Below are 10,049 nucleotides of genomic sequence, written 5' to 3' on the forward strand. Positions count from 1 at the left end.
CCCCCCCCTACCCCCTATCCCCCGCCACACGGTGGGCGCGTACCCTCAAACTAAAAACAATGTGTTTAAATTGGCCGGCCCCCGCCCGGGGGGGGCACGTCGCTCCAAGGTATGGTTCAAGCAGTCATGACAATTGCCGCTGAAGAGGAAATGCCCGGGGCCAACCGCAGGTCGAGCCTGATCCGCTCGCCGCAATTCTCCTCGCTCGTCATCCTCGTCGTGCTGCTGGTGGTGTTCGCCGTCGCCGACGCCAACTTCCTGTCGCCGCTCAACATCTCCAACATGATGGCGTTTCTGCCCGAACTCGGCATCATCGCCCTCGGCATGACGTTGCTTCTGACGGCGGGCGAGTTCGACCTGTCGGTTGGCGCCGTGTTCGGTCTGGCGCCGGTTGTGGTCATGCTGCTGGTGCAGAGCGGCAAGGTTGACATCGGCGTGGCGCTGCTGGCCGGGCTCTTGCTGTGCGTGGCGATCGGGGCCATCAACGGGCTGATCGTCACCAAGATCGGTATCTCCTCCTTCCTGGTGACGCTGTCGATGCTGCTCGTGGTGCGAGGGGCGGCGCTCTACATCACGCAAGGCTTCCCGCTGAAGTCATGGGACCAGCCCGGCTTCTTCGTGACGCTGCTGGCCGGTAGTTTCAACGTCGGCTCGTTCCGGTTCTACACCTCACTGTGGTGGTTCGTCGGCCTGTCGTTGCTGGCCATCTACGTGCTGCACTACGCCAAGCTCGGCAACTGGATCAGCGCCATCGGCAGCAATCGCAACGCGGCGGTGGCGCGCGGCGTGCCGGCCGATGCGGTCAAGATCTGGCTGTTCATCCTGACCTCGGTGCTGGCGGGTCTGGCCGGGATGATCAGCGCCTTCCGCATCTCCGCTGCCTCGCCAGTGGCCGGCACCGGCTACGAGCTGGAAGTTATCGCCATGGTGGTGGTCGGCGGCACGGCGCTGACCGGCGGGCGCGGCACGATCCTGGGCACGATCGTCGGCGCGCTGATGCTGCGCGCCATTCGCAACGGCATTGTGCTGATCGGCGTGCCGGGGCTCGCCTACAACATCTTCGTCGGCGTCATCATCCTTGCCATGCTCATCCTGCACGCTTTGCTGCAGAAGAAAGCCGCCAGGAGCTGATGATGGAAGTGCTTCGGCTGCAGAATCTGCAAAAATCCTTCGGCAGCGTCCGCGCCCTGAAGAGCGCCTCCTTCACACTTAATGAGGGCGAGGTGGTGGCCTTGCTCGGCGACAATGGCGCCGGAAAATCCACCCTCATCAAGGCCATCTCCGGCGTGTTCCCCGTCGACCGCGGCGACATCTATGTGCGTGGCCAGAAGGTCTCGATCCGCGCGACGCGCGACGCGATGGATCTCGGCATCGAGACCATCCATCAGGACACGTCGCTGGCGCCGGATCTCAGCATCGCGCGCAATCTCTTTCTCGGTCGCGAGCCGGTCAACTTGAAATGGCTGGGCGTATTCGCGCCGCTCGACCTCGCCAAATTGCGCGACGCCGCCTCGGCGCTTTTGAAGCGCGTCGGCATCTCGAAAAAGCTCGACGCCGATGCGCTGGTCAGCACGCTGTCGGGTGGCGAGCGCCAGTCGATCGCCATTTCGCGGGCCATGCAGTTCGCCGCCAAGGTCATCATCCTCGACGAGCCGACCAATAATCTCGGTGTCGAGGAAACACATGGCGTGCTGCGCTTCGTCAAGGAGGTCCGCGCAGCCGGTCATTCGGTGCTTTTGATCACCCACAATATCCACCATGTCTTCCAGGTCGCCGACCGCATCATCGTCATGCGTCGCGGCGAGATTGTCGCCGAGCAGACGGTCGCCGATACCGACCTGTTGACTGTGGAGAGCATCATCACCGGCGCCGACATGTCGGCCCTGCTCAAGGAGACGAGAGCGAAGTGAAGGAATTGGCCGTCACATGGTAGAGCTTTACGGCAAGACGCTTTCGCGCCGGCAGGTTTCGGAGCGCTCGGGCATGCTGTCGCAATTCGCCGGCGTGCGGCTGATGACGCTCGGCGACGGCGTGGAGCGAGGCATCCGCATGCTCGAATTCCGCACCGGCTCGGGATTGCGCTTCACCGCGCTTGTCGACCGGGCGCTCGATATCGCCGACTGCGACTTCAAGGGCCAGGCGATCGGCTGGCATTCGCCGAGCGGCTTTCGTCATCCCGGCCTGCACGAATATGAAGGCGAGGAGGGGCTGGCCTGGGCACGGTCGTTTTCAGGCCTGCTGCTCACCTGCGGACTTGACCATATATTGTTCATGAACGAAGTGCCGGCCGACAGCTACAATTATCCGCCGAAGAAGACGGTGCGCCATTCCCTGCATGGCCGCGTCAGCACCATTCCGGCGCGGCTGACCGGCTATGGCGAAGCGTGGGACGGCGACCGCTGCGTGCTGTGGGCCGAGGCCATCGTCCAGCAGTCGACGGTGTTCGGCGAGGACCTGCATCTGTTGCGGCGGATCGAGGCCGATGTCGGCGGCAACGAGATCCGGCTTTCGGACCGTGTCGTCAATCACGGCTTCAACCGCACGCCGCATATGTACTTTTATCACATCAACGTTAGCCATCCGGTGCTCGACGAAGGCTCGCGCTATCTGGCGCCGATCCGTGATGTTGTGTGGGCCGGACATGCCGGCGAGCGCTACGAGGCGCAGAAGGTCGGCTACCGCACAGTGCCGGCGCCGCAACTGGGTTTCGAGGAGCAGGTCTGGCAGCACGAGCTTGGTGCTAACGGCGCCGGGGAAGTGCCGGTGGCGGTGGTCAACGACCGTCTTGGCCTTGGGCTGGAAGTCGTCACGCGCAAGGACCAGTTGCCCTGCGCCTATGAATGGCAGAATTTCCAGGCTGGGCACTATGCGCTGGGCTTAGAACCCTCGACGCATCATGTGCTAGGCAATCTGGCTGCGCGCGAACGCGGCGAGATGATCTGGCTGGAGCATGGCGAAAGCCGCTCCTACAATGCGGTGTTCCGGGTTCTCGACGGCGCCGGCGATATCGCTGCCGCCGAGAGCCGGATCACAGCGATCGCCAGGCAGCCGCAGGAGGATTATCCGCGGCCGTCGGGGCATTTTCCTGTGCTGGCAGGGAGGTCGTGATGACGGCGAGGACGAGGCGAAGCACCAGTTGGGAGGCTGGCTCCGGTTGGAGCGGGGAGGGCTCGCGGCCCATCAGTATTTGGAGGTCACAATGGCTGGCACAATGAAGCGCGACTACAGCCTGGTCGGCGAAAGCACGCGCAGGGCGATCGAGACGGGACTGGCCTCGGCCGAATGGTATCACACCGACGTCCCGCGCAAGGCGATCAAGGAGTTGATGCAACGTTCCGATGGTCCGGCGATCCGCGACACGATCATCTGGATCGCCGCCATCCTGGCTTCCGCTGCCGGCGGCGTTTATTTCTGGGGCACTTGGTGGTGCGTGCCGTTCTTCTTCGTCTACGGCGTGCTCTACGGCTCCTCCAGCGACTCGCGCTGGCACGAATGCGGCCACGGCACCGCCTTCCGGACACGCTGGATGAACGACGTGGTCTACCAGATTGCCAGCTTCATGCTGATGCGCAATCCGGTGACCTGGCGCTGGAGCCATGCCCGCCACCACACCGACACCATCATCGTCGGACGCGATGCCGAGATCGCCGTGATGCGCCCGCCGGACCTTTTGCGTGCGGCGCTCGCTTTCACCGGTATCCTCGATTTTCGCTATTCGCTTCCTGCGCTGGTGCGCCAGGCATTCGGCAAGCTGACGCCCGACGAGAAAAGCTACGTTCCCGAGGTGGAACAGCACAAGGCCGTTATCGCCGCGCGCTGGCATGTCGCCATCTACATCGCGACGATTGCGCTCGCCCTCACTATGCGATCATGGGTGCCGCTTGTGCTCATCGGCGTGCCGCGCCTCTACGGCACCTGGCACATGGTGCTGACCGGCCTGCTGCAGCACATCGGCCTGGCCGACAACGTGGTCGACCACCGGCTCAACAGCCGCACCGTATACATGAATCCAATCAGCCGGTTCATCTACTGGAACATGAACTACCACGTCGAGCATCACATGTTCCCGATGGTGCCCTATCATGCGCTGCCCAGGCTGCACGAATTGATCAAGCACGATTTGCCGGCGCCGAACCCGTCGATGTGGGATGCCTATCGCGAGGTCTGGCCGGTCCTGCTCAGGCAGCTCAAATACGAGGATTATTTCCTCAAGCGCGAACTGCCGCCGACGGCGCGGCCCTATCGTGGCGAGTTCCACGAAGTGAACATGTCGGCAGCAGCTGAATAGGCACCGCGCGCCGCCGCAATGCAGGAATTTCGGGAGAAACAGATGGCCGATTGGGTCGAAGCGTGCGCCGTGGACGACATCGACGAAGAGGATGTCATCCGCTTCGACCATGGCGGCCGCACCTTCGCGATCTATCGTTCGCCAGACGATGAATTCTTTGCCACCGACGGGTTTTGCACACATGAAAAGGCCCACCTGGCCGATGGGCTTGTCATGGACGACGTCATCGAATGCCCCAAGCACAATGGCCGCTTCAATTACAAGACCGGCCAGGCCAAAGGGGCTCCCGTCTGCGTCAATCTGCAGACCTTTCCGGTCAAGGTCGAGGCTGGCAAGGTGATGATCCAGATCTAAAGCATGATCCCGAAAAGTGGGAACCGGTTTTGGCTGCGCTGACCTTCGGTTCGGAAAAGATCATGCAAGTTGAAGCCTGACCAGCCTTCCGTAATGCAACAAAGGGGACCAGAATCGATGAGCCGGAAAAGACCGACGGTGGCAGACCTGCGCGCCATGAAGGGCAAGCGGCAACTGACCATGCTGCGCGTGCTGACGATGGACGAGGCCGAGGCCGCCGAAAGAGCCGGGGTCGACATCGTCTCGGTGCCGCCGGAGCTGGTGCTCAACCCGCAATATCGCGATGCCGCACCCAGCCTGTTCACCATGCCGGGCGACAATTTCTACGAGATCGGCACAGCCGACGATTTCGTGCGCTGGGCGTTCCGGCTCTACAAGGCGAGCGCCGACGCGGTCTATTGCAGCGCTGGCTATGCCACCGTCAAACGGCTGGCCGATGACAATATACCGGTGATCGGCCATGTTGGCCTGATCCCGTCGCGAGCTACCTGGACCGGCGGCTTCAAGGCCGTCGGCAAGACCGCCGACAGCGCCATGCAGATTTTCGAGGCGGTCAAGCAGTATGAGGCCGCAGGTGCTGTCGGCGCCGAGATCGAAGTGGTGCCGGTCGAAGTGGCCAAGGCAATTTCGGAACGGACCTCGCTGATCATGCTGTCGATGGGGGCGGGCACCGGCTGCGACGCGCAATATCTGTTCGCCGACGACATCCTTGGCCAGAACCGTGGCCACATGCCGCGCCATTCGAAGGTCTACCGCAACTTCGCCGCCGAATATGACCGCCTGCAGGCGGAACGCGTGGCTGCTTTTTCCGAGTATGTCGCCGACGTGAACAGCCTGGCCTATCCCGAAGACAGGCATGTGGTGCACATGGACCCGGACCAGCTCGGTCTGTTCATGGAGAAGATTGACGCCGGATGAGACGCGCCGGCTGCTCGACAATATCGTCAGCGGGTATATGCGACGGCCGGCGCTATGGCCGCCATGTTCCGGTAGCCAGCGCTGCGTAAATCGTCTCGGCGTCGATACCCTGGGGCCTGTCCTCCTTGAGCGGCAGGACGAGCGCGCGCACCGCCGCATGAATCGCGGCGGTCGCCGGCGCCAGAGCCAGCCCGTCGCGCAGATCTACGGCCTGTGCGGCGGCCATCAGCTCGAAGGCGATCAGCCGCTGCCACAGCACGATCATGTCGGCGCATTTCGAAACGGCCAGCGGCGCTTGCGTCGCATGATCCTCGACGCCTTCCGAGACCGGCAGGAAATCGAGCATTACCGGGTTGGCCTTGTGGCGGATGGCGGCGAGGATAGCGCTCACTGTCTTTTGCAGCGGCACGAAGCCGGCCGAAGCGCCGCCGACCGGCGACAGATATTTGGGCAGGCCGTTGCGGCCTGAGCCGGTGAGCTGGATGAAGCGGGCAGCACAGGCAGCCGCACATTGAGCGATGGCAAGGCCAAGCGTCTCGAAGGCCAGCGACAGCGACGGGGTGTGGAAATTGCCGGTCGACAGCACCATGTCGTCGTCGGCCAGCACCAGCGGATTGTCAGCGGCGGCGTTGAGTTCGATCTCGACGGCTTGCCTGGCCTGATCGATTGTCTGCAACAGCGCACCATGGATCGACGGCATGCAGCGGATCGACAGCGGGTCCTGCAAGGTCGTCGGCATCGGCGCCTTGTCGCGTGCCAGAAGATCGCGCATGCCTTGCGCGGCCTGCTGCTGGCCGGCGGCCGGTCGTGCCGACTGCAAGCGCGGATCGAGCATCGTCTGGTTGGCGCCGATACCTTCCATGGTCAGCGCGCCTGCCTGCTGTTGATGTGCGAAGGCGGACAGTGCGTCGACCACCGCCAGCGCGCCGCTGCCGGCGGACACCGCCGAGGCGCTCATCAGCGACAGCCCGTCTTTGGGGGCGAGGCTGACGGGGGCGAGGCGCGCCATCGCCAGCGCCTTGGCCGCCGGCATGCGCCGGCCCTGAAAGTCGGCGTCGCCGTCGCCGGTCAGCATGCGGCCGAGCGTTGCCATCAGCACCAGGTCGCTGTCGCCGATCGAGCCCAGCGACGGCATCACCGGATGCACGCCGGCATTGAGCGCGTCGATGAGCGCGACGAAAACCTCCGATGAAATGCCCGAACCGCCGGCCGAAAACATCGCCGCGCGGGCAAGCATCGTCGCGCGCACGATGTCTTGCGGCAGCACGTCACCCACCGCGCCGCTGCGGCCGTCCAGCAACTGGCGCTGGAAGGCACTGGCGTCGCCGCTGACCGACGTGCCGAGATTGGCGCCGAGCCCGGTATTGAGCCCATAGATCGGCTGACCAGAAGCGGCGGCGCGGTCGAGCACTTTTCGCGCCCTGTCCAGCCTCGCCATGGCCGCGGGGGCTACTTCCACCTTGCGTCCGTCGCGGGCAACCGCCGCGACATCCTCGACACTAACGCCGGCTCCGATGAGGATGAGCGCACTCATGCGAAGCGCAGCCGCTGGCCGATGCCTTGCGCCTGCGCCTTGGCCAGCATCGCCTTGCCCAGCGCGATATCTGAGAGCGACAGGCCGCGATGCCAGAACAGGATCGTCTCGTCGTCGCTCTGACGTCCTGGCTTTAGACCGGCGGCGATCTGGCCAAGTTCGGCGTGCAGCGGCTGTTCGCTCAGGCGTCCGGTCTCGACATGGGCGCGCAGCGAGCCGAATTTACCGCCCTTGCACTGGCCCCAGTCGTCGACGACGATCTTTTGCATGATGTCGGTCAGCGACAGCTCCACCGCACTCATCGTGCCGTAGGGCATCACCAGCGCGCCGGGCTTGATCCATACCGTCTTCAGCAGCGGCTGAGGTTCCGGCAACCGCGAGGCCTCGACGACGATGTCGGCGCCCTCGACGCAAGCGCGCCAGTCGGCGACCGCCGTAACCTTCTTGCCGAGATCGGCGGACAGCTTGGCGGCAAAGCCTTCACGGCTTTCCGGCCGGCGCGAATGCACGCGGATCTCGTCGAAGTCGAAAAGATGGTCGAGCAGGCGCACGTTCCAGTAGGCGGTGCCGCGCGCGCCGACATGGCCGAGAACCTTGGACGTCTCTTTCGCCAGATGTTTGGCGCCGATAGCGGTGACGGCGCCGGTGCGCATGTCGGTGATAACAGTGGCGTCGAGGATGGCGCTCGGCGTGCCGGTGCGCGGATCGAACAGGTTGAGGATGCCGAATTCCGACGGCAGGCCGTGCAGGTAATTGTCGACATAGTCACCGACGATCTTGACGCCGGCCGCATCGAGCGGCGCGACGTAGCCGCGCAAGACATTGAAATGGCCGTTGAAGGACGGGTCCGGCTCGAGATGGACGCGCGGCTCGATCACAGTCTGGCCCTTGCCCTGCGCCACCAGTCCGGCCTCGACCGCTTCGATGATCTCCGCCTCGGTCATATCAAGCGCTTCGATGTCGAGGGCGTTGAGATAATCGATGTAGATGGGTTTCATGCGCACACAGTTCCCAAGTCGAAAGAGGTTCGATGGCGAGTTTCACCATCGCATAACAGGTCGCGATACGACACGAAAGTTTGTTGGTCCCGGTCTGGACGGCGTCGCCCAAATGCTGTTCTAACCGTTGCGTCATCGATTTGCCGGACAACTGCCTGGTTCCCAGTGGCGCGGGAAAAACTTTCGTACAATTCTGCGCATGACCGCCATTCCCGAAAACAAAGCCCTGGCCGAGACTGCGACGGCGGCGCGGCAGGCGCGGCGCGTGGCGCTGATCGTCGCCGTCGCCTTCTTCATGCAACTTCTGGATTCGACGATCATCTCGACATCGCTGCCGCAGATGGGAGAATCCTTCGGCGTGCCGGTGGTGGCAATGAGCGTCGGCATCACCGTCTACATGCTGACGATGGCGGTGTTCGTGCCGCTATCGGGCTGGCTCGCCGACCGCTTCGGCGCGCGCAGCATCTTCCTCGTGGCGATCGCGCTGTTCACGCTGGCCTCGATCGCTTGCGGCATCTCGCAGAACCTGACCCAGTTCGTCGCCGCACGTGCCGTACAGGGCCTGGGCAGTGCGCTGATGACGCCGGTCGGCCGTATCCTGGTGCTGCGCAACGCACCGAAATCGGAACTCCTCAATGCCACGGCGCTGATCACCTGGCCGGCGCTGTTCGCGCCGGTGATCGGGCCGGGTGCTTGGCGGCTTCATCACCACCTATCTGTCCTGGCACTGGAATTTCTTCATCAACATTCCGCTCGGCATAGCAGGGCTGGCGCTGGTTGCTCGCTTCATCCCCGGCGACCGCGATTCCGAAACCAAGCCGCTCGACTGGCCGGGCTTCCTTTTGACCTCGGTCGGGCTTGCTTGCCTGCTTTACGGTCTCGAACGCATCGCACATCCGGAAGACGGCGCCTTGCCGACCGTGGCGCTGCTTGCCGCCGGCATCCTAATCGGCTGGCTGGCTGTGCGGCATCTGGTGCGTGCAAAAAATCCGCTGCTCGATCTCACAGCATTCAAGGTGCAGACTTTCGCCATATCGACGCTGTCGGCCGGCACCATTTTCCGGGTCGCCATCAACGCCACGCCGTTCCTGTTGCCGCTGCTGTTCCAGGTCGGCTTCGGCCTCAGACCCGTCGATGCCGGCATGCTGATCCTCGCCTATTTCCTCGGCAATCTCGGCATGAAATCGGTGACGACACCGACGCTGAGGCGCTTCGGCTTCCGTTCGGTGCTGGTCGGCAACGGCGTGATCGCATCGCTGTCGATCATGGCCTGCGCGGCGATATCGCCGCAGACCCCGCAAGCGCTGGTGGTGGCGCTGATGCTGATCGCCGGACTGTCGCGTTCGATGCAGTTCACCGCGCTCAACACGCTAGCCTTCGCCGACGTGGCTTCATCGCAGCGCAGTTCGGCGGCGACGTTGTCCAGCATGCTGCAACAGGTGGCGATGCTGTTCGGCGTGGCAGTCGCGGCGGCGCTGCTCAACCTGTCGCAGATCGCGAGGGGCGGACCGGCGCTCGACCTCTTCGACTTCCGCCTCGCCTTCCTGGCGATCGGCGCAATCGGGCTCGCCGCCTCGTTCCGCTTCCTGGCGCTGCCGCCGGCCGCGGGCGCCGAGGTTTCGGGCCATTTTCCGCGAAACTGAAATCGGGCTCTTCCTTCTCCCCTTGTGGGAGAAGGTGGATTGGCGCGCAGCGCCAAGACGGTTGAGGGGTGCTGGAAGAAACTCGGCGCGCAAAATGTCGAGGAATTTTAAGTGATTACGTGGAGATAGCGATCCTTCCAGCACCCCTCATCCGACCGAGCGGAGCCTGTCCTCGGGCTTGCCGAAGGCAAGACCCGTGGGCTCGGCCACCTTCTCCCACAAGGAGGCCTTTGCACAGAATCGGATTGGTGATTCCGTTCGCAAGGAAGATAGGGAGATGATTCGGATGGTCGATCGTGTGCTTGGTCAACTGA

The 10,049-nt window shown here is 63.6% G+C and carries 9 protein-coding genes and 1 pseudogene; 7 read left to right on the forward strand and 3 right to left on the reverse strand.

The window, feature by feature from the left end:
* Positions 1 to 126: 126 nt before the first annotated feature.
* From NKH12_RS28745 to NKH12_RS28770, 6 genes are all read left to right on the forward strand, one after another.
* On the forward strand, positions 127 to 1,131 hold the full coding sequence (locus NKH12_RS28745) for an ABC transporter permease (RefSeq protein ID WP_352956219.1): 1,005 nt from the start codon (positions 127 to 129) through the stop codon (positions 1,129 to 1,131).
* Complete coding sequence (locus NKH12_RS28750; protein WP_502910857.1) at positions 1,128 to 1,910, forward strand: ATP-binding cassette domain-containing protein; 783 nt, start codon at positions 1,128 to 1,130, stop codon at positions 1,908 to 1,910. The genes NKH12_RS28745 and NKH12_RS28750 overlap by 4 nt, the downstream gene beginning before the upstream one ends.
* Positions 1,911 to 1,926: 16 nt before the next feature.
* Entirely contained in the window at positions 1,927 to 3,108 is a 1,182-nt protein-coding gene (locus tag NKH12_RS28755; RefSeq protein ID WP_352956220.1) for an aldose 1-epimerase family protein, read from the forward strand.
* Between the two features lie 91 nt (positions 3,109 to 3,199).
* Positions 3,200 to 4,288, forward strand: coding sequence for a fatty acid desaturase family protein (locus tag NKH12_RS28760; RefSeq protein WP_352956221.1), 1,089 nt, complete (start codon positions 3,200 to 3,202; stop codon positions 4,286 to 4,288).
* 42 nt (positions 4,289 to 4,330) lie between these two features.
* Positions 4,331 to 4,642, forward strand: coding sequence for a MocE family 2Fe-2S type ferredoxin (locus NKH12_RS28765; RefSeq protein WP_352956222.1), 312 nt, complete (start codon positions 4,331 to 4,333; stop codon positions 4,640 to 4,642).
* A 117-nt stretch (positions 4,643 to 4,759) separates the two neighbouring features.
* On the forward strand, positions 4,760 to 5,560 hold the full coding sequence (locus NKH12_RS28770; RefSeq protein WP_352956223.1) for a 3-methyl-2-oxobutanoate hydroxymethyltransferase: 801 nt from the start codon (positions 4,760 to 4,762) through the stop codon (positions 5,558 to 5,560).
* Between the two features lie 52 nt (positions 5,561 to 5,612).
* Here NKH12_RS28770 and NKH12_RS28775 read toward each other — a convergent pair whose 3' ends face one another.
* The 3 genes from NKH12_RS28775 to NKH12_RS28785 form a co-directional block, all read right to left on the reverse strand.
* Positions 5,613 to 7,094, reverse strand: a complete 1,482-nt coding sequence (locus NKH12_RS28775; RefSeq protein WP_352956224.1) for an HAL/PAL/TAL family ammonia-lyase — start codon at positions 7,092 to 7,094, stop codon at positions 5,613 to 5,615.
* Positions 7,091 to 8,092, reverse strand: coding sequence for an ornithine cyclodeaminase family protein (locus tag NKH12_RS28780; protein ID WP_352956225.1), 1,002 nt, complete (start codon positions 8,090 to 8,092; stop codon positions 7,091 to 7,093). Before NKH12_RS28780 ends, NKH12_RS28775 begins: the two co-directional genes overlap by 4 nt.
* A 132-nt stretch (positions 8,093 to 8,224) precedes the next feature.
* A complete protein-coding gene (locus NKH12_RS28785) occupies positions 8,225 to 8,479 on the reverse strand; it encodes a hypothetical protein (protein WP_352956227.1) in 255 nt (84 codons plus the stop codon).
* On the opposite strand from NKH12_RS28785, the pseudogene NKH12_RS28790 reads away from it, so the two are divergent.
* Positions 8,433 to 9,735, forward strand: a pseudogene (locus tag NKH12_RS28790) (MFS transporter). The gene NKH12_RS28785 and the pseudogene NKH12_RS28790 sit on opposite strands and share 47 nt — an antisense overlap.
* The last annotated feature ends 314 nt before the right edge of the window (positions 9,736 to 10,049 follow it).

It is taken from the genome of Mesorhizobium sp. M1322 (assembly GCF_040318085.1).
In the GTDB taxonomy this organism is placed as follows: Bacteria; Pseudomonadota; Alphaproteobacteria; order Rhizobiales; family Rhizobiaceae; genus Mesorhizobium.

Bases quoted from the DNA above. Each gene is read 5' to 3' on its own strand.
- NKH12_RS28745 (WP_352956219.1), top strand. From the start codon at position 127: ATGACAATTGCCGCTGAAGAGGAAATGCCCGGGGCCAACCGCAGGTCG.
- NKH12_RS28755 (WP_352956220.1), top strand. From the start codon at position 1,927: ATGGTAGAGCTTTACGGCAAGACGCTTTCGCGCCGGCAGGTTTCGGAG.
- NKH12_RS28760 (WP_352956221.1), top strand. From the start codon at position 3,200: ATGGCTGGCACAATGAAGCGCGACTACAGCCTGGTCGGCGAAAGCACG.
- NKH12_RS28765 (WP_352956222.1), top strand. From the start codon at position 4,331: ATGGCCGATTGGGTCGAAGCGTGCGCCGTGGACGACATCGACGAAGAG.
- NKH12_RS28770 (WP_352956223.1), top strand. From the start codon at position 4,760: ATGAGCCGGAAAAGACCGACGGTGGCAGACCTGCGCGCCATGAAGGGC.
- NKH12_RS28775 (WP_352956224.1), bottom strand. From the start codon at position 7,094: ATGAGTGCGCTCATCCTCATCGGAGCCGGCGTTAGTGTCGAGGATGTC.
- NKH12_RS28780 (WP_352956225.1), bottom strand. From the start codon at position 8,092: ATGAAACCCATCTACATCGATTATCTCAACGCCCTCGACATCGAAGCG.
- NKH12_RS28785 (WP_352956227.1), bottom strand. From the start codon at position 8,479: ATGCCGACGCTCATTGCCACCACCGGCACGCCGAAGGATTCTCCCATC.